Source organism: Paenibacillus xylanilyticus, assembly GCF_013359935.1.
GTDB lineage: Bacteria > Bacillota > Bacilli > Paenibacillales > Paenibacillaceae > Paenibacillus > Paenibacillus xylanilyticus.
Window position 1 is genome coordinate 32965 of sequence record NZ_JABMCB010000159.1, and the last position, 20395, is coordinate 53359.

Annotated in this window: 15 protein-coding genes; all 15 read left to right on the forward strand. The window is 38.8% G+C overall.

Annotation, left to right across the window (positions count from 1 at the left end):
- Positions 1–23 precede the first annotated feature (23 nt).
- The 15 genes from fliS (at position 24) to prfB (ending at position 20284) form a co-directional block, all read left to right on the forward strand.
- Positions 24–419 carry a flagellar export chaperone FliS gene (fliS, locus tag HP552_RS06140; RefSeq protein ID WP_175394691.1) on the forward strand — a complete coding sequence of 132 codons (396 nt, stop codon included), beginning with the start codon at positions 24–26 and terminating at the stop codon, positions 417–419.
- Positions 412–747 (forward strand): hypothetical protein, encoded by a 336-nt coding sequence (locus HP552_RS06145; RefSeq protein WP_175394692.1) that lies wholly within the window; start codon positions 412–414, stop codon positions 745–747. The genes fliS and HP552_RS06145 overlap by 8 nt, the downstream gene beginning before the upstream one ends.
- 739 nt (positions 748–1486) lie before the next feature.
- On the forward strand, positions 1487–2182 hold the full coding sequence (locus HP552_RS06150) for an S-layer homology domain-containing protein (protein ID WP_175394693.1): 696 nt from the start codon (positions 1487–1489) through the stop codon (positions 2180–2182).
- 68 nt (positions 2183–2250) lie between these two features.
- Positions 2251–3516 (forward strand): glycosyltransferase, encoded by a 1266-nt coding sequence (locus HP552_RS06155; RefSeq protein ID WP_175394694.1) that lies wholly within the window; start codon positions 2251–2253, stop codon positions 3514–3516.
- A complete protein-coding gene (locus HP552_RS35570; RefSeq protein ID WP_175394695.1) occupies positions 3503–5182 on the forward strand; it encodes a glycosyltransferase in 1680 nt (559 codons plus the stop codon). The genes HP552_RS06155 and HP552_RS35570 overlap by 14 nt, the downstream gene beginning before the upstream one ends.
- Positions 5183–5198: 16 nt before the next feature.
- On the forward strand, positions 5199–6062 hold the full coding sequence (locus HP552_RS06165; RefSeq protein WP_175394696.1) for a hypothetical protein: 864 nt from the start codon (positions 5199–5201) through the stop codon (positions 6060–6062).
- Complete coding sequence (locus HP552_RS06170) at positions 6052–8799, forward strand: glycosyltransferase (RefSeq protein ID WP_175394697.1); 2748 nt, start codon at positions 6052–6054, stop codon at positions 8797–8799. Before HP552_RS06165 ends, HP552_RS06170 begins: the two co-directional genes overlap by 11 nt.
- A gap of 15 nt (positions 8800–8814) precedes the next feature.
- Positions 8815–11487, forward strand: a complete 2673-nt coding sequence (locus HP552_RS06175; protein ID WP_175394698.1) for an LTA synthase family protein — start codon at positions 8815–8817, stop codon at positions 11485–11487.
- A gap of 5 nt (positions 11488–11492) precedes the next feature.
- Positions 11493–12413 (forward strand): hypothetical protein, encoded by a 921-nt coding sequence (locus tag HP552_RS06180; protein ID WP_175394699.1) that lies wholly within the window; start codon positions 11493–11495, stop codon positions 12411–12413.
- Entirely contained in the window at positions 12410–14089 is a 1680-nt protein-coding gene (locus HP552_RS06185; RefSeq protein WP_175394700.1) for an interleukin-like EMT inducer domain-containing protein, read from the forward strand. The genes HP552_RS06180 and HP552_RS06185 overlap by 4 nt, the downstream gene beginning before the upstream one ends.
- 243 nt (positions 14090–14332) lie before the next feature.
- Positions 14333–14530: a cold shock domain-containing protein gene (locus HP552_RS06190; RefSeq protein ID WP_024631599.1), complete on the forward strand. Its 198-nt coding sequence runs from the start codon at positions 14333–14335 to the stop codon at positions 14528–14530.
- 353 nt (positions 14531–14883) lie between these two features.
- On the forward strand, positions 14884–15447 hold the full coding sequence (gene hpf, locus HP552_RS06195) for a ribosome hibernation-promoting factor, HPF/YfiA family (protein ID WP_095291396.1): 564 nt from the start codon (positions 14884–14886) through the stop codon (positions 15445–15447).
- An 808-nt stretch (positions 15448–16255) separates the two neighbouring features.
- Positions 16256–18760 carry a preprotein translocase subunit SecA gene (gene secA / locus HP552_RS06200; RefSeq protein WP_175394701.1) on the forward strand — a complete coding sequence of 835 codons (2505 nt, stop codon included), beginning with the start codon at positions 16256–16258 and terminating at the stop codon, positions 18758–18760.
- Between the two features lie 256 nt (positions 18761–19016).
- Positions 19017–19178 carry a hypothetical protein gene (locus HP552_RS06205; RefSeq protein ID WP_175394702.1) on the forward strand — a complete coding sequence of 54 codons (162 nt, stop codon included), beginning with the start codon at positions 19017–19019 and terminating at the stop codon, positions 19176–19178.
- Positions 19171–20284 (forward strand): peptide chain release factor 2 gene (gene prfB, locus HP552_RS06210; RefSeq protein WP_175394703.1). Its coding sequence is split into 2 segments (ribosomal slippage): positions 19171–19242 and positions 19244–20284, totalling 1113 coding nucleotides; the frame shifts between segments, so codons are not numbered across the junction. The genes HP552_RS06205 and prfB overlap by 8 nt, the downstream gene beginning before the upstream one ends.
- Positions 20285–20395 lie beyond the last annotated feature (111 nt).

Genomic DNA, 20395 nt, shown 5'->3' on the forward strand with positions numbered 1-20395 from the left:
TTCAAGATTGAAAGGGTGTAAATATGATTAAGTCTCCATATGATCAATATCGTCAGTCGTCCGTTCAGACCTCTTCACCGGGTCAGTTGTTGATTATGTTGTACGATGGAGCTATTCGTTTTGTGCGGACAGCGATTGATGGATTGGGTGCCAAGGATTATCAGAAGGTTAGTCTAAACCTTGGGAAAGCACAAACCATTGTTAGCGAGTTATCGGTTACATTGGATCGCTCTTCTGATATTGCAGAAAATCTTAATGCACTATATGAATATATTAATTTTCTTCTTATTGATGCCAATACGAAGAAGAATGCTGAACCGGCTGAGGAAGCTTTGGGTTATTTGAAAGAGTTAAAAGAGACTTGGGTCCAGGCAAGCAAAATGGTATCTTCATCTGAGCTTGGAGCCGTTCATGGATGATCTGATTACAGAGTTAGAACAGTTAACACATGATCTCATGCTTAAAATCGAAAAAGCGGACTCAGAAGAATTAGAGCAATTCGTGGACAAGCGTCAGTTGATTATTGATTCCATGTTACAGCAAGGTATGGGTGTAGCATCTGTGGCTCAACAAGCTAGGCTTAAGAGCGTAATGGAGAATGATCATGCAATTCTGATGCGTATTAATAGCTTGAAAATTGAAGCTAAAGATTGGCTCATTCAACGCAAGCAGGCCAAAACGCAAAAAAATGCATATGAGATGTCCTACGCTGTCGATAGCATTATTGTAGATACGAAAAGATATTAAGATTGTTGTAGTTATTTATTTGAATTGAAAAAGATGAGGGTCGCCCTAGTGGACAATCCTCATCTTTTTGTTTGTAGGCAATGTTTAATACTGGATGGTGCGGTTTATTCTAAGAATGATTTGTGGATGGAAATTAATTAGATTAAGCGATCGCCTCCGTAATCTAAAAGCGACCGGCACTTTGAGATAGGCTTGCTTTATCGCCGGAAGAATATACCTTATTCATATAATGATAGAATTCCTCATAGCGATAAAGTAAAAATTGATTTGACCATAGTTTGCTTTAAACTTTGGATCAAAAGAAAAATTTAATACAAGTGTTTTTCGTTTGAGATGAGTTTTTGTCAACCTTCCCCTCAAGTTGCCTGCCATAGCTTTGGGATACATTGAAATCCTTGATATGAATGAAGGGAATAAATTGTGTCCGCTCTAAGTATCTGAAGCGAGCTTTACATCATTTCGTTTAAAGGTCCCAAGTCACTAACTGTTTGTTATCAGGTCTATCACGAACGGAGAGATGAGAGGTAGAGTGTATCGAGTCAAAATGGAACTTACTGCTTATATATTGTTCTCCCTCCTATATGCTTCTATTGTATGGAGAATGGAAAATATCTTTGAGTATAATGGATGTAAATAACATTTTATATATGTTATTTACAGGAATTAAATAGATCAATATGATATTATAACCATGATGTTTTCATAAACATACATAGTAGATTCTGGGAGGATGGCACGTTTGCAAAGAAAAAAGGATAAAATCACGAAGTATGTTCTTTCATCAACTCTTTTGGCGACTTCTTTGGCGGGGCAAGCATCTGTATATGCTGCTGATGAAAAAGTAGCACCTGATGTAACTCAGACTATAGTTAAAGAACTCATGAACAAGGGGATTTTAACTGGAAACCAAAATGGGGACATGAATCTGGATGGTAAATTGACTCGCATTCAAGTAGCGGCGATTTTAGCTAGATCTCTAAACCTCAAATTGTCTGACAACCCTGACATTAGCTTTAAGGATGTAAGCTCTGACAGTTGGGGGTTGAAATACATCCATGCTTTGGAGAAACTGGGTGTAATCACAGGTTCATCTGGCAAGTTCAGACCTAATGATATAATCACTAAAGAAGAGCTAGCTGTAATCTTGGTGCGTGTTACTCAAACAAGCATTGTTGGAAAAGGGGATAATCTCACATTCTCTGATAAAGACAGTGTTAGTCCTTGGGCGAGAGCTTATGTACAAGCTGCAATTGATGCTAAATTGCTTCCTGTTGACAGTGGCAAGTTCAACCCGAAAAAACAGGTAACTCGTAAAGAGGTAGCAGTAGTTACGGACAGTTTCATCAAAAATGAAAAATTTGAAGCTTACAAACAATCCGCTAACGATTTGCTCAACAAAGGAGAAAAAATCTCCAATAGTGACCCGTCTATTTAATTTAATCACCCCAAAGTTGCTACAATATGTAGCGACTTTGGGGTGATCCTGAAATATAGGGGGAACATATGTTTATTTCTGCTTGTATACTTACAAAGAATAACGAAGATACAATAGGTCTGGCTATAAGTAGTTTGATAAATCATGTAGACAGAGTAATTGTTGCAGATACAGGTTCGGATGATTCTACGGTTTTAATTGCTTCGGAACTAGGAGCAGAAATTCATTCTTTTTCTTGGTGTGATGATTTTTCGAAAGCAAGAAATTTTTGTCTTCAATTAGTCCGAAATGACAACTGGGTTTTATGGTTAGATTCAGATGAAGAATTTGTCTGGTCAAATGACGTTAGTTTTAAAGGTTGGTTACAGGACAAGTTCTTTAATTCAACGGATGTACTTTTGCTTGAAGTAAGACATATACGAACCGGAGAGCCGCAGAAAGTGATGGCTCTTACTCATGCGGAAAGATTGTTTTCACCAATGTTCTTTCGATATACAGGGAGCGTACATGAGAATATAATTTGTGTTGCAGAAGATGGTTTTCAGAAAACAGTTCAAAACTGTCCATATGCTTGGGTAATACATTCTGGATACTCCCCCGAATTTCAAGAGCGAAAGCATCAAAGAAATATGGCACTTTTAAAAAATGAATTAACTAAGAACCCCTCTAATCCATTAACTTTCAGATACATAGCCAATGAGGCTTATAATTCTGGTGATTACAATCAGAGTCTCCTGAACGCTTCAAAGGCCTTGGAGTTGATCCCACTTACTGGAACATACAGTAGAGCACAATCCTACTTTTATAGTATCATGTCCAACGTACACTTAAACAAAACAAATGAAGCTCGGGAAATGATAGAACGTTGTATTGCTGAACTCCCTCATTACTCGGACCCGTATTGTATTGCTGGAGAATTATGCTTTAGTCAGTCACTTTGGGAAGAAGCTCTAGAATGGTATGACTCATGGTTTGATTCAGTAAAACAGGAAAAACAAATGTTTCCTGACTATTTTATATCACAAAGAAAACAAATATATAAACGAAGACAAGAGTCTTATAGAAATTTAAATGGGAGTATATCTATGAAAGAGGTAAAGGATATGAATCTGTCAATTTTGATTACTTACCCTGAACTAGAATATGATTGGGAAGAGTTAGTCCTTCACATTAAGGAGAAGCTAAGAGATGTAAATTATCATATTGGGGTATGGTGTGATAAGAAATTCCAAGTCGATCAACAGATTAAGTTGTTATGGAGAGAAAATAAAATTCAAACTTTTTATGAAGCGGACTGGCAAAAAAACAGTTTCCAGTTTTGTGAAAAAGAATAACACTCAGTACTTATGGAAATGGGAAGCTAACGAACGATTAACATCAGATTTTAACTTAGAAACATTTATCCATCATATTAATAATTATAAAAATGAGGTCGTTATAAATAGATTTTCTGAACGAGTAGGCTGTTCGTGGCAGGAAAAACGTATATGGGATGTAAGCCATACTGAATATAACGATTTTAGAGTAGAAAAAAACTCCTTGTATAATGGAGATAACTATCACGAAAACATGATTGCTTTAGAAAAACCCCTCATGGTCCCCAAAGAGCGACAGAAGCATTATATTGAGAGAGTCTCAATGGAGTCTGGATTCAATAGAATGTTGACAAACTTTGGGTGTCAGAGGTATGAAGAAGTAATTAAACAATCAACTGCTAGTGAAGAGGATTTTTGGATATCCTCTCAATTTTTCAAAGCACTTGCTTATATTTGTCTGGAGCAAATTGATGAAGCAGCTAATATTGTTTATGACATGATAGATAATGATTTAACAGATAAAGATGTTTTTGATTTTATTTATCTACACAGTAAGCTTGCGCAAAATGTAACGGTTGATGAAATGAAAAAGGACTCAATACAATTATTAACAGACGTGCTTGAATCGAATCCTATTATTGAGACAAAGCACCTAAAGATTCTGGAGACTCATTGGTGGGCACAGACGGGAGAGCTGTATTGGCAAATAGGTGACGTGGATCAAGCCATTAAGTCCTTTCGTCAAAGTCTGGAAGTTTCCTCGTTTAAAAACTTGGAGTGCGCATATCGTTTAGTCGAGGTAATCCAAATGCAATTCAAAGATGATGGTATTGACACGATTGTACGAACCATATTAGGGGTGTTCCAAGATTCTCCTAATGGTAAATCAGTTTTAGGACTAATGTTTGAATATTTAAATCTCCAAGAATGGGCTTTATTGTTTAAGAGGGAAGATATCACAACCGCTTTGGATATCTCCGCTATTGAAAAAGATAACTTGGTGAGTATCATTCTACCTGTTTACAATGATACCCAGTACTTGTCTGAAAGCATTAGGAGTATACTCTCGCAAAGTTACGTTAATTTGGAGTTGATTATCATTGATGATGGATCAACTGTTGATGTCAAGAAATATGTTGATAGATATAAATATGATAGTAGAATTAAATACTTTAGAATAAAGAATAATTCAGGAATTCCTAGCGCAATAAATTACGGGATCACTAAAGCTGTTGGATCCATTATGGCATGGACATCAGCTGACAATTTCACTCACTCGAGATGGGTGGAAAAAATGGTTTTAAGACTGGAGAGCGAGCCGACGGCAGTGGCTGCTTACTCTTCATATTATCATGTGGATGAGGATGGAATCATTATTGGTACTAAAAAGGAACCCTACTATAAACTTAATGGATTACAGAATAGTGGGCCTTCATTTTTTTGGAGAACGAGAATACTACGTAAGTCAGGGGTTTTTGACGAATCACTATTTGGGATAGAAGATAGAGATTTTGCAATCAGAATTGCACTGCAAGGTAAAATTATTTATCATTCCGAACCCCTCTATTACTACAGAATTCATGAAGGATCTCTTTCGTCCAAAATTGAATTGGGCAGTCATGGTGGTTGGAACGAGTTACATGAGAAGTTGAAGAAAAAGTGGATATATCTGAGTTTTGTTTAACCAGGGGGTAAGTTAGTTGATTAATCAAATGAATATTGATGCTATCAGAGATGAACGTTTAAATCAGGAACATTTGGAGATTCAATTAGAAAATTTGAAATCTGTATATAAAAAAAAGACATTCGATATTTTTAAACTAGAAAAGCAAACGGAAGCGATTCTTGAGAATTTAACCAACATTGATCTGGAAATCAATGGTTATATGCAGGAATTGCAGATATTACAAGTTCAGATTGATAGTATGGAAATTTCTTTAAATAATGCTAGATCCCAGGTTCCATTCGAAAATGATTATTTAAATAGAAAGAGTTATTATCAAGCAGCATACGAATCGGTTGACCCTGAATGTTTTAACCTAATTGGATTAGAAAATGAAAAACTTATGAAGGTCCTTATCTCATTGGATGGATTGGATTTCCAAATAAAGAGAGCTAGTGAACTAATGGAGGATTTGGCTGAGAGAGAGTATGTATGTTTTCATTTTGAAAGGGATATAGAAAATGATGTTGAGCGCATTTCAAAAAATAACTATGCATATAAAAGCGAAGTTCAACTATTAAGTTGGTTAAAATCAATAGACATCGTACCTCTAATATTGGTGAATTCTGTACAGCAAACAGCATTGTTAGATTTGATTGACAAAAAGTATATTTGGTATGACATATGTAATGATGGCCACTTATTGTGGGGGGGACAAGCAACTTCCAAAATGGAACATTTTGAGTTGCTCGAAGTTGCGGATATGGTTACGTACTCTAATCGAAGGTGGAAGAGATACACTCTCTCAAGAAATGATTCAATGGTATGGAAACCTTGTGAAGGATCCTATGAAGTGTTGACTAAAATGATTTTTGGGGAGTCCTTCAATCATGATAAATAAAAACAGTGCTAAACCATACTCAATCATTCGTCAGGAAATTAACAGTGTGCAAGTAGCTTTACAGCAGATGGAACTTATTAAAGAAAATCAGCAGATGAAACTGGAAAGCTTGAATTCGGAATTTTTAAACCGTGAAATAACTGTCATTGAAAAGAAAGCAGCTATCGAGCAGCTGAATGAAAGAGTGACTACTCAAAATTATGAGCTAGCAAAATATGATTTGTTATATTATACAGAGTATAATGCGCAGTATAAATATTATAAAACAGTTGTTGAGTCTCCCATCTCTGAAGAAGCAATTCAAATAATTAAGATTATACAGAAATATGAATATACTGGGATTGTAGTGTACCCTAATGCTGTACATTGGAATCCAGTACAAAGACCACAGCAAATGATGTTGGATTTGGCTAAGCGAGGATACCTTTGTTTCTTTTGCGATACATCGCAAAGTATTGACATACATAAGGAGCAAGAGGGGATGTATGTTATATCCAATCAGGGTCATCTGCTTCAAGCGCTACAAACGTATCATGTGTTAGTATTCAATTCTTGGTTGATGCAAAATGCCTGGATTGAGCATTTGCCTCATAAAACAATTTGGTATGACGTTTTAGATCGGGTTGATTTTTTCTCGTTCTATGATAAAGGTATGTTAGCGGCACATTATCAAAATCTATATGAAGCTGATATTGTTACGTACTCAGCACAAGCCTTATCAGAATATGTCTCTAAACGCAAAGATGCAGTGTATCTACCTAACGCTGTGAATTTTGAAGATTTTGTTATAACAAATCAAAAAAATGTTATGCCTGAAGATCTATCACCTTTAATAGATGGAACAAGCAAGATCATTGGGTATTATGGTGCAATTGAAGAATGGTTTGACGTTGAACTCATATCAAAATTGGCGAATCAGAAAAATATTAAAATTATTTTGATTGGTTATTGCGGCCTGACTGAGATCGAATTCCCGGAAAATGTACATCTATTGGGACCAAAACCATATTCAGAACTGAAGCAATATACTACATTTTTTGATGCAATGATTATACCCTTTTTGGTAAATGATCTTACAAATGCGGTTTCCCCTGTAAAATTTTTTGAATACTGTGCAATAGGTAAACCTATTATTACTACCCCTATTGCGGAAGTATTGCAGTACGAGGGACCTGGTATCACTTTAGTGAATACGGATGAGTTTGTATCTTTGGAACCCTCGTTTTGGAGAATGGAATCGAACGCAATCCATCACTTGCGCAAGATTGCCCGAGAAAATCAGTGGAACCAAAGAACGTCGACTGTTTTGGATGTTTTAGAGAAAATACCAGCATTTCTACCCGTTCTTGCTAATAGGGTTTATGACAAAACACAAGTTAATGTATTTGCAGCTACATTTTTGGATTACAAAGGAGAAAACTATTATTCAGGTGGAGCGGAACGCTATCTAGTAGACCTTCATGAGGTGTGTGAAGATTTGGGGTTGAAACTGAACATTTATCAATATGGAAACTTTTCATGGTACCGTAAATACAAGGATATAGATGTGTATAGCTTAGGCCATGAAATGCTAGATATGGATGAATTCACCATGGAAAATCTCTTATCTTTTAGTCGGAGATTTGATTATATGGCTAAAGGGCATTCCATGTTGAATATTTATTCTGCTTTTTTTCAATCCTATCCTAATATAGCACATCCTAGTATAGGGATCAGTCACGGGGTTGCGTGGGACTCTCCGCATAGCCAGTTTGAAAATGGTACTCAGTTCTGGAATGTTAATGAGAGATATATTCAGAGTGCAAATGATCTGCAAAAAGTTGTATCAGTGGATACTAATACAGCTAATTGGTTCCAAACCGTTTCATATGGCACCTCCTTAAAAATAGAAACAATACCTAATTACGTGGATCGAACTGAATTCTTTCCGGTGCAGAGGAAAGAAGATGGGAAAATAAGAATTGTATATCCGCGAAGGCTTTATAGACCACGAGGTTTATATATCACTCTTGCTATCGTTGATAACATATTAAATGATTATCCTAATGCAGAGTTTCATTTCGTAGGAAAAGGATTTCCTGAAGACTTGCAAGCAATATATGACAAGATGGAGCAATGGACGGGAAGAATATATTGTTATCATAGTGAACCTGAGGATATGCACGCTGTGTATAAGAAAGCAGATATTGTATTGATCCCCACCCTATACAGTGAAGGTACCAGTCTATCTTGTTTAGAAGCTTGTGCAACGGGGAATGCAGTAATTGCTACCCGGGTAGGTGGGCTCACAGATATCATTATTGACCATCATAACGGGTTGCTGATTCACCCAGACCAAGCTTCACTTGAGAAAGCTGTAAGAACTTGTTTGGATAACCCTGAACTAATGAAAAAAATTGGTGAGAATGCTATTGAAGTCTCCAAAGCGTTTAATAAAGATATTTGGAAAAAACGTTGGAAAGATGTAGTTAAAGAGTTGCTTCAGGAACAAGGAGTGGAATGGGATCATAATTCAGCAGGTAATTCAAAAAATGAGATAATTGAGATTGTAATCGGTCCAAATGTAAGACAAAGTAAATGGTTTCCATATGTTATACAGTGCTTGAAGCAAGGGATGAAAGTCTTTATAAGATCGGGACAAAAACCGGAGTTGGATCTTAATTTTGCAAGAATACAGTGGCTACCTCTAGATGCTGAAGTTTATTTTGAGCCAGACGTTGTGAAGAAGTTTGTTTAGAGAAAGGGAATGTATATGTCCTCTTTGATCATTTCTGTTTTAGTGTTTGTTTGGCATTTTTCTTGGAATTTAACGATTAATAAAGCGTTAGGCCACAAAACTCTATCATGGGTTCATATACTACTTATGAGCCTACTGATAGGATTGTTATCTGAATCTGTTTACCAACTGAGTAAGGTTTCACTGCTTGTTGTGATTTCATTTTTTAGTTTGCTTTATTATATTAATTTAATTCATGTTCGTTTTTTCGGACATCTGATTCCTTGGGTCCAGATAAAGGAGTTTTTCTCAAAGAACAAAACTACTGCCGCAGGCGGAGATATGTTAGTTCAGGCACTCAAAGGATTAATGAAATCTGTTGATTTGATTCTTTTATTTGTTTATGTCATCACTGCGACAGGTATCATATTTTTTAAGGCAGAAGTTATTATTTCAGTTTATAGCATTGTGGCGATAAATATTGTGTTAGTTTCACTTATCATCCTTACATGTCTTAAATACAGGGAGATTAAAGAAGGAAGAGTTAATCCTTACTTATTTGGTGTGTTCTTTTCTTATTATTTCGCATATTTGAATGAGCAGAAGAGGAAGGAACAGCACGAAAACCTATTTAAAATGTTTGAAGAAGAAAAGGATCATGATACGAATTTCGAAGAATCGCAACAAAAGGAAGAAAGACAAAAAGATGAGTTTTTCGGAAAGTGGAAGGGTAAAAATGTGATTCTTATACAATTAGAATCATTCCAGCAGTTCCTTATTCATCACAAGGTTAACGGTCAAGAAGTAACGCCATTTCTTAATCGCATGGCTCGTGAAAATATACAATTTACAGAAGTATACAGCCAATTTGCTATGGGACATACTGTCGATGCGGAGTTTGCGGCTTTGCATTCGTTATATCCATTGAAGAATGAGATTATTAATTTTAAACACTTTGATAAGAAGTACCGTGGTCTAGCACATATTTTTAAGGAAAATAATTATGAGACCGCGGCACTTCACGGGTTTAAAGGCGATTTTTATAATCGAAGAATTATGATGAAAACTCACGGATTTGATTCCTTCTATGCAGAAGAGGATTTCAATTCTTCAGAAAGGGCCTCTACCTGGATGTCTGACAGTTCTTTTTTTAAACAATCTGTCGATAAAATTAAAAACATGAAAGAACCATTTTTCTCATTTATGATAAGTTTAACCTCACATTTTCCTTTTGAATTGGAACAGAAATACTGGGGGCTGAAGTTAGAAAAGGATCAGACTAATTTCATGTCTCGATATTATCAGAGTGCCAACTATACTGATCGGGCACTAGAGCACTTTTATAATCAGTTAGTTAAGGAAGGGTTACACAAAAACACAGTGTTTGCTTTTTACGGGGATCATGAGGGAGTAACACTGGAGAATCTCCCAGAGTTATTTGACATCTTAGAATTTGAGCAAATGAACATTTTGAAGACTGTTAATCAACAAAGAGCGGCTAAAGTACCTTTTATTTTATCAACAGCCGATCCGGATCAGGTCATAAATCTTTCTTCGCCTAAAATTGGTAGCACATTGGATATAAGTCAAACCTTGCTTCATTTAATGGGACTACCAGAAATCTCTTATGCAATGGGAGAAAGTTTATTTACATCATCTCCGAACAGAACAATCCCGTTAATACAGTTTCCTTTGGGATCATTTGTATCCAAGGATTTTTTCTGCTACGCTTCTTCCTCTGGAAATTATAGTGAAAGCACCTTTTTTGATCGTAAAATAAACAGAATGATATTACCGGTATCTGGAGAAAAAGAAAAGCAATTTGATTTTAGCAAACAACAAATTATTAAGTCAGAGTATCTGATCACAGGGGATCTTCTTATAGGTAACCAATCTGAGAAGGAGGGTGACGATGGGTATGTAATAGATCTCAATTCTAAATTAGAAGAACTCTTATCCATCGCAGATCATGAAGCTATCATAATACCAGTGTCCAGAAACCTGGAAATGATCTATACAAGACAAACAAAGGATAATCCTTCAGTTCTGCACAACCTTGAGAAATATTATTTTAAACAAACAAATCGTAATGTTAAGTTTTTCTCAACAATCAATTTTGAAAATAATATTAAAGATATTTTTTTTGAAGACCCTCAGTACATTGATCTTATACGAGATAAAGGATATTTTGTTGATCATGCCTTATCGATCTCATTGGAGAGTTTCCTAGATAATTTGCCTGATGATGTTTGTATTGTAGTTACTGCCAAGGATGATGCTTCTAATCAAATTAATGAGGCATATCACAGCAAGGTCGAAAAATTTGGAATATCAAAATTGAAAAAAGGTCTTAATTACCGCTTTAGCTACATTAATCTGATCTATAAGAATAAGGGGTTTACTTCATTTTTTGAAGAAGGGTCAATTACGGCATTGGAACTTCATTTGAATAAAAATCAGTTCTTTAATGGATTCTATATTCCTTTTAATCTTAGTGCTATTAGTAAGGGGGCACTTGTTGGAAATCGCTCTGAAATCAATGTTAATGGTGTTCCCTATAGTTTAAATATGCGTGGCTTGAATATTGTGGTTGTAGATATGAAGACATCAAAAATATTAAAATCGGTTCGTGCTGACACATATTCAAATACAACAGTGAATAATGGAATGTATAGGGCTACTAAAAGTGAAGCAGTAGATGGGGGTTAAGGATCATGCTTTTACTTAATTTGAATATAATTGCTGCAGCCTTTGCTCTCATGTGGATTTCCTTACTGGTCTCTTTTTCAGTGAAAAGTAAAAAAAAACATACTCCAATAAGTTTAGATGAAAAAGAAGAACAGCCTTTAGTAGTGTATGACAACTCCGTACAGAGTAACCCAGCTATTTTTTCGGATTGGTATGAATTGTTAGAGGGTGATCTCAAGTTAGAGTCTAAAATTGTTTTCAACCCACGATGGTATCGAGCTGCAGAGGGATACAAGGAATTTGAGGGGGGTTGTAGGAGTAAAGGTGTAACTGTGGTTAAGGAAAGTAATCTTGATTTTCAAGTAGAACGACCTACAATACACTTTGATGATCCTGTTCTAATGCCGTTACTCTGGAAGAAAGGATATAATATCAAAGTGGTAAAAGGGAGAAGTTTTACAGACATACTCAGCGAGGTTGCTCCGTTTACATTAATATTTCTATCCGTCAAGGACGACGGTTCTCAAGCTTTAAATCATAAATGGCAAGAAAAACTTGCAAATTACGGTGTTCATAAGTTGACTCGTGAATATCTGCGTTCGAGTTACATTAACGTGATCTGGAAGAAGGGGGAGCGAGATTATATTAGTCTTTATGAAGAAGTTTCTGACAATGTAATATCTAAGACGCTCAAGCCAGGTCACAAAATCAAGGGGTTTACAGTGCCGATTCATTTGGAAATTAAGAGTGCGGGATACAACAGTGGGAATGTTTCAAGTATAAGAGTGGAGGGGAAGGAATATTCTCCTGATTTACGCGGGATGAATGTTGTAGTATATGACCTGATGGATTCTAAAGTCAAAAGAGTTCATAGGGTGGATACATTTGTTAGTGTTTATGAAGATAATACAATATATTGTGGATATCCAGAGGAGGCGGAATTGTGAATGTTGAACTAGACTTCTCGAACTTGGATGATGGAGCAATTTACATTCCGGCATCAGTTTATACTAAAAATCAGATTAGCTTAACATATGCAGCATATATTAGTGAGTTTTATAGGAAAAACAAAATATGGATTGGAAATTTTTCTATGCTGAACCTAGAAACGAATAGGAATCCTATATTTTTTTATTCAAGCATCTATATACCTCAATTTAATCGCTATGATTATAATGTTGAGCTTGCACAAGGCAAATCTTTACCACAATATCTGGAGGAAGTTGAAATCGGGTCGTATGTTATAATTTCAATTAAAGATGACGGTAGCCAGCAAATTAAAGAGATAACCTTAGAAGAAGTTAAGAAATTAGGGATTACATTAATTGATAAAAGTAAGCTCCGTTGTAGCTATATATGGTTGGCTCGCAAAACTGATGAAGCTAGCTATGAGGTGTTGCATGAAGAATGCTCTCCTGAAGAATTAAGTTGGGAGGGGCAAGTAGGTGGTGAAAATATACTGATAAAAAGTGGCGGATCAAATGCAGGTAATTATAGCAGCATAATGATTAACGATGTTGAAAAAAGTATGAATCTTCGTGGTATGAATATTGTGAGTTGGAAAGAAGTGACCGAAATATCCACGACTAATTGCGACACGTTCTCAACAATATACATGCAAGGTAGTTTATTTAAAGCGATACCTCCCAATTTGAGATATAGTAATAACCATTTTAGCGTTGTAAGTCGTGCTGGTGGTAAATTCCAAGGGGTTAATTATACAAATTGTAAAGAAGCGATAGAGTGGAATTACAAAGTTAGAGGACATCGTAATTTTGAAATAGATTTAGAGTTGACTTCGGATCAGGAATTGGTTGCCAGACTTGATTGGCAGGCTTACTTATATGGTCATTTGATGCAACAACGACCTGATGGAATAAAAGAGAAACAGCCCTTGTCGTCGGAGCAATTTAAAGAACTAAAGGTGTTAAATGAGTACACTCCGCTTACAATCACAGACATCTACGAACTCATGGTTAGCACTCCTGATGTATACCTCATAACTGATACCAAGTATCTGGAGCCGGAAACGATAAAAAAACAATTTAAGAGAATCGTTACGGCTGCAGAACCAAATAGGTGCGAAGTCCTTATGCGCATTGTGCCACAAATTTATTCGGAGGAAATGTATTCAATTATTGAGGGGATATTCCCATTCCCTAATTACATATACTCATTATATGCAACACAATCTTCAGATGATGAGATTATTCGATTTGTTGAAGGTAAACCTATAGGAGCTGTAACCATGTTTCCTGATAGATATACTTCCGATTTTGGAAGGAAATTAAAATCTCTTGGAGTTGAGGTTGTGCTACATACAATTAATGATATGGAGCATGTCAAGAAATATGTGGCTATGAATGTTGGTGGATTTTATACGGATAGTTTATCTTCTATTGATATTGAGAGTGAGATTATAAGATATCAATCTGAGGTAAAGGCAATCAGAGATATGTTACTATTATATATCGAAAAACGATTTGGACCTATTTCTTCGAGCGTAATAAATATACTTCTAAAATATAGTAAACAGGAACTTGAAGAATTTGCCCCGAAGTTGTTTCCTATCAACACATTAGAGGAGTTCCATCTGCTCTGTGAAGAGGTTAAATCCACTTGAATTCTATAGGAATAAGTACAAAAAGGTGAAGAATTTGTACCCTGTCTTCCTTAGATATTCTAACAATGTTTTCTCTGTTAAATTATATTTATTTTAAAAGTGACATTTTTCTACAAAATAATACCAATAAAACATTTTCTTTACCAATTGACAATGGATAAGTCTGGATGGTATAGTCTGAATTGTGGGCTAAGGTCTTGGCCAGAGCTTCACTTCATTTGATGACGAAGGGAATGTTAGTGCATGCAAGGTAAAGTAAAATGGTTCAACGCAGAAAAAGGTTACGGTTTCATTGAGACTGAAGATGGCGGCGACGTATTCGTACACTTCTCCGCAATTCAATCCGAAGGCTTCAAAACTTTGGAAGAAGGTCAATCCGTAGAATTCGACATCGTCGAAGGCGCACGTGGACCTCAAGCCGCTAACGTAATCAAATTATAATCATCCGGACAATCCGACCTACATATATGGTTAGATGCCAATTGAATTATCGCTAGCAATAGACTCCGGTTTTCCGGGGTCTTTTTTTGTTTTTCTAATAGATTCATTTTAAGATATTACACACAAGATTGAGGGATGGCGAAAACGGTTAATTACATCATCAAGCGCCTAATATTAAAATTTTGTAAATACAGGATTTCGCCTAATTATGATGAAATATCACGAAATATGGCGTTACGCTTAGGTGGGCTGATGTGGCGTGAACAGATGTCTTGATTCGGTCACCGGGAGTTTTTACATGGCGCTTACATTCGTGTTATAATGAAGTGGCAAAGGAAAAGGAGGAGTGCCCTATGAATTTAAGTATTCGAGGTCAACAAATCGAGGTTACCGATGCTTTGAAAGATTATGTCGACAAAAAGTTGAGTAGACTCGAGAAGTATTTCGATGCACCCCTTAACTCTGACGGTGCTGTTACATTGAGCACGACGAGAGGCTTGCATACGGTTGAGGTGACGATTCCTTTGAAAGGCATTGTGCTCCGCGCTGAAGATGAGAGCGACGATATGTACGCTTCCATTGATGCTGTGGTGGACAAGTTGGAACGTCAGATCCGTAAACACAAAACGAAAGTTAACCGGAAGTTCCGCCAGGAAGGCAGCTTGAAAACCCTCTTCGTTGAAGATCCGACAGGTACAGTAGCTACTGCTGAACTGGATGTGGATACGGATGATGATGATTTTGAAGTGGTACGGACCAAGCGGTTTATGTTGAAACCGATGGACGTGGAAGAAGCAATCCTCCAGATGAACATGGTCGGCCACAATTTCTTCGTATTCTCCAACATTGAGAATGAAGAGGTCAGCGTTGTGTACAAACGGAACGATGGGAAATATGGTTTAATCGAGCAAGGTTAATCACCTTTGTACGATGACTCTGAATGACCCATTAAAGGTTAAAATGAGTACTTACGAAAAATGGATTACAGGAAGACAATTTAGTATCCTGTATGATTAAATGAACAAACTAACAAGAGCCTCTGTCCCATACGGGATAGGGCTCTTTTCTGCATGGATGCAGCCGGGAAAATCTGTGCAAGGAAGTTTTATGAAACTATTTCCCATGCAGCTGCGTCTAATAGAGGTAGAAAGAAGGATAACTGCCCACCCAAAAGATGAACTTTTACACTCTTAATGTGTAAATAACGGAGTTTTATGATAGACTCAGTAAACTGAGAAAAGGTTCCAATTTTACCATGAACATTTTTTTGAATTGACCATATGATCTGAAAATATAGCAGTGAAAGAGAAGGCTTCCGCTAACGGCTATGATTTTTTGCACTTAAACGTGTACGAAGGGGCTTCGGAAGTTCAAAGAAGTGTGCCGCGGCGTGTTGCGGCGACCCTTACAAACTGTTACAATTTATGCAAGAGAATCATTGTCCTGATGAGGAATTGTCAACGAATGATCGTAATCATAATCAATGACAGGCACAGCACCATGAACATGATTCGTAAGGTTTGGATTTGCTCTTATATAGGAAGAGCGAATCCTGTGAATATCGAATCAGCTTCATGAGTAACCCTCGCCAAGCCTGGAGTTGATTCATCCATATTAATGTTTTATATCGTTTGTCACCCCCGGGCAAGTGGATGTACATCCATCCGATGGTGTCGCATGGCGGCAGCAGGGGGTCTATTCTGTTTTGCACGAAAGGAGTATACCATGCTAGGACTTGTCAAAAAGATCTTCGGCGACATGAACGAACGTGATGTTAAACGTCTGATGAAGACGGTCGATGTGATCAATAAACTGGAACCACAATTTCAGGCGTTGTCTGATGAGCAACTGAAAGCCAAAACCGAGGAATTCCGTGCCCGTATCGAAAAAGGGGAAACAACGGACGAGCTTCTGCCAGAAGCATTCGCAACGGTACGTGAAGCATCCCGCCGTGTTCTGGGCAAACGTCATTATGACGTACAGATGCTTGGTGGTATTGCTTTGCATGAGGGCCGCATCTCCGAGATGAAAACAGGTGAAGGTAAAACCCTGGTGGGAACCCTCCCGGTCTACCTGAATGCGTTGATGTCCAAAGGGGTACACGTCGTTACGGTCAATGACTATTTGGCACAGCGTGATAGCCAGGAGATGGGACAAATCTACGAATTCCTGGGCATGACGGTTGGGGTCAACCTAAGCGGTATGGACCATGCGCTGAAACAGCATGCATATGCTTGCGATATTACGTACGGAACGAATAATGAATTCGGATTTGACTATCTGCGTGACAACATGGTGCTCTACAAAGAGCAAATGGTACAACGTCCGCTGTTCTTCTGTATCATTGACGAAGTGGATTCCATCCTGGTCGATGAGGCGCGTACGCCTTTGATCATTTCCGGACAAGCACAGAAGTCGACGGATATGTATTATGCAGCAGACCGTTTCGTGAAACGTCTGACACCGGAAGAAGATTTTACAGTAGATATCAAAGTGAAATCCGTTGCCTTGACTGAAGGCGGTGTGGCTAAGGCAGAAAAAGCATTTGGCATTGAAAACCTGTATGACCACGCCAATGTTACCCTTAACCATCACATCGTACAGGCGCTAAAAGCAAACGTAATTATGCGTCGTGACGTCGACTACGTAGTCAGCGAAGAAGAAGTCATGATCGTCGATGAATTTACGGGCCGTTTGATGGCTGGACGTCGTTACAGCGATGGTTTGCACCAGGCGATTGAAGCGAAGGAAGGCATCGAGGTACAGAACGAGAGCATGACGCTGGCTACGATTACATTCCAGAACTATTTCCGGATGTACCGCAAGCTTGCGGGAATGACAGGTACAGCGAAAACCGAGGAAGAAGAGTTTAAGAAAATCTACGGTCTTGAAGTATTGCAAATTCCAACCAACCGTCCGAACAAACGGGATGATATGGCGGATGTTGTATATAAGAGCATTGATGGCAAGTTTAAAGCAGTAGTTGAGGAGATCGTGGAGCGTCACAGCAAAAACCAACCGGTTCTGGTGGGTACGGTGTCGATTGAGAACTCCGAGCGTCTTTCCGACATGCTGAAACGCCGTGGTGTCAAACACCAGGTGCTGAATGCCAAGTACCATGCGGAAGAAGCAGAAATTATCTCAGGTGCTGGTCAAGCAGGTGCGGTAACGATCGCAACCAACATGGCTGGACGGGGTACGGATATTATCTTGGGTGAAGGCGTAGCCGAAGTGGGCGGTCTTCATATCATCGGTACAGAGCGTCACGAATCACGCCGAATTGATAACCAGCTGCGTGGACGTGCAGGACGTCAGGGTGACCCGGGTTCAACTCAATTCTATCTGTCACTTGGTGATGAGCTGATGAGACGTTTCGGTGCAGACAATGTACTGAACATGATGGAGCGTCTTGGCTTTGAAGAGGACCAACCGATTGAGAGCCGGATGATTACCCGTGCAGTTGAGTCGGCGCAGAAGCGTGTTGAAGGAAATAACTTTGACGTACGTAAAGTCGTTCTTCAATATGACGATGTCATGAACCAACAACGTGAAATTATTTATAAACAGCGCCGCGAGGTGCTTGAATCCGAAAATATCAAACAGATCGTTATGGATATGATCAAACCTTCCATTGAACGCATTGTTGAAGCACACTGCAGTGACGATATTCCAGAGAACTGGGAACTGCAGGAAGTGGCAGACTACATGAACAGCAAATTGCTGGATGATGGTGCGATCACCAAAGATGAGCTGTGGGGCAAGGAAGCCGAAGAAATCATCGAGTACCTGTTTGATAAAGTGCAGAAAAAGTACAATGCACGTGAAGAACGTATCGGTGAAGAGATGGTTCGTGAGTTTGAGAAAGTCGTTGTGCTCCGTGCTGTCGACAGCAAATGGATGGACCACATTGATGCGATGGATCAACTGCGTCAAGGTATCCACCTTCGTGCATACGGCGGTACAGATCCACTGCGCGAATACCAATTTGAAGGCTTCGAAATGTTCCATCAGATGATCGCTTCGATCCAGGAAGAAGTGGCAACTTATGTGATGAGAGCGCAAATCGAGAGCAATCAGGAACGTCAGGCCGTAGTGGAAGATAGTCAAATCTCAACGAGTGGTGAACCCGCTGAGAAGCGTCCGGTAAAAGTGTCCGACCAAATCGGCCGCAATGACCCTTGTCCATGTGGCAGCGGCAAAAAGTATAAACACTGCCACGGCCAAGAATAGTTAAACGATATTCTCTTACACCATAACGGAGATTGCAGAAGCAATCTAGAGAAGCGAAGCGTTCGCCTTTATCACCAGATTTGTTCCTTATATAAAAGGGAATCAAAAAAATCTGGGGATAACAGCGATCGGAAGATGCTGCTGCAATCGGAGTGTTATGGTGTAATAGCTGCTAGGTTAACTTATATAGAATACATGAACGGCTCCTTGCGGCCGGGCATTTCAAATGATCAAATGAAGGATGCATAACCGGTGATTGGTGCATAGTTATAACTATGCAGCCATGAACGAGGTGAAGAGAATTGCTGATGTAACAGCATTCTCAGGCGCCAAGGTGAAGCAGATGACACTCGATCTGGAGAAATGCCCGGTTTGCGGGGAGCTTATCTTAATGAAAAGAGGAATTGCACATGATTGATCCAAGTGTGAAGCAGGACCTGCGTGAAATAGGCAAGAAACTAACAAACCTTAGGGGGTCTCTTTGACTTAGATCTCAAACAGGAAATGATTGAGAACTTTGAAGAGAAGATGTCGGCTCCCGATTTCTGGGACGATAATGAGAAGGCGCAATCGGTCATTGCGGAGATGAACGCGGTTAAGGGATCTGTTGATCAATACGCGAAGCTGCAGCAAGATTATGACGATGCCTTGATGATGGTTGAACTGGCTGATGAAGAAGGCGACGAGGATCTGGCCGCCGAGGTTGGCAGCAGCGTCACAGCGATTGTAAGCAAGCTTGAGGAATTTGAACTTCAGCTCCTTCTAAATCAGCCGTACGATAAAATGAACGCCATTCTCGAGCTTCACCCAGGTGCAGGCGGTACCGAGTCACAGGACTGGGGACAGATGCTTCTGCGGATGTACACCCGCTGGGCCGAGAAGCGAGGCTTCAAGGTGGAGGTTCTGGATTATCTGCCTGGTGATGAAGCAGGGATCAAGAGTGTCACGCTATCCATCAAGGGACATAATGCTTACGGTTACCTGAAAGCGGAGAAGGGTGTTCATCGATTGGTGCGGATCTCTCCTTTTGACTCTTCGGGCCGTAGACATACGTCCTTCGTATCCTGTGATGTTGTGCCAGAGATCGACGATACGATTGAAGTAGATATTCGGACAGAAGATCTCAAGATTGACACATATCGTGCGAGTGGTGCGGGTGGACAGCATATCAATACCACCGACTCTGCCGTGCGGATTACACACATCCCTACAGGGGTCGTGGTAACGTGTCAGAACGAACGTTCACAGATCAAGAACCGTGAGCGTGCGATGACGATGCTACGTTCCAAATTGTATGAACGTAAAATTGAAGAGCAAAAACAACAGCTGGATGAAATCCGAGGCGATCAGTCGGATATTTCATGGGGAAGCCAGATTCGCTCCTATGTATTCCATCCCTATAGTATGGTAAAGGATCACCGTACGAGCGTAGAGACAGGAAATACAGGTGCAGTAATGGACGGCGACCTCGATGCATTCATCGACGGTTATTTGCGCAGCCAGATTAAAGTGGAAACCGAGTAATCAAAGTTCCTGTATGGACCGGATACGTGTAGGCGTATGCTGGTGTATACAGGGGCTTTTTTTTGAGCCCAAATAGGGTAGAGAAATCAGCAACTTATCAGTCACATAAAA